This is a genomic window from Azotobacter armeniacus, from assembly GCF_054779355.1.
The window spans coordinates 220-593 of sequence record NZ_BAAGYK010000169.1 but is presented as its reverse complement, the minus strand read 5'-3'; the positions used below and the strand labels follow the sequence as shown (position 1 = coordinate 593).

Genomic DNA, 374 nt, shown 5'->3' with positions numbered 1-374 from the left:
CCGCCAGGCCCGATAGATCGCGTCGGGTGCTCCATGCGGTGAAATCAGGGCACTGAACAGGATGTTGGTATCCAACACGACCCGCATCAGCGTTTGCGCGCCCAATCGAGGGCTTCATCGACCATCGCCGTCAGCGCCTCTTCACTCACAGGGGTATTGGCCGCCTTGGCCTGTTCGGCGGTCAGTTCCAGGATATGGGCGCGTACCGCCTCTTCGATGAAGCGCGACAGATCACCCTTTCGGCCGCCGCCCTGGCTGGCCAGGAACATGCGAAGGGACTGGTCGGTGTCGGCCGAGACGGCAACATTCCAGCGGACGGTACTCATGGCGTTCCCCGCGTATAGGTGTTTATGTGTTTATACGCCTTTAGTGGG

Annotated in this window: 1 protein-coding gene and 1 pseudogene; both read right to left on the bottom strand. The window is 61.0% G+C overall.

Annotation, left to right across the window (positions count from 1 at the left end; genetic code table 11):
- Positions 1-87, bottom strand: a pseudogene (locus ACYVD0_RS22870) (putative toxin-antitoxin system toxin component, PIN family); the annotation flags it as partial.
- Positions 87-326, bottom strand: coding sequence for a ribbon-helix-helix domain-containing protein (locus tag ACYVD0_RS22865; RefSeq protein WP_131255432.1), 240 nt, complete (start codon positions 324-326; stop codon positions 87-89). The pseudogene ACYVD0_RS22870 and the gene ACYVD0_RS22865, both read right to left, overlap by 1 nt.
- Positions 327-374: the final 48 nt, after the last annotated feature.

Bases quoted from the DNA above. Each gene is read 5' to 3' on its own strand.
- ACYVD0_RS22865 (WP_131255432.1), bottom strand. From the start codon at position 326: ATGAGTACCGTCCGCTGGAATGTTGCCGTCTCGGCCGACACCGACCAG.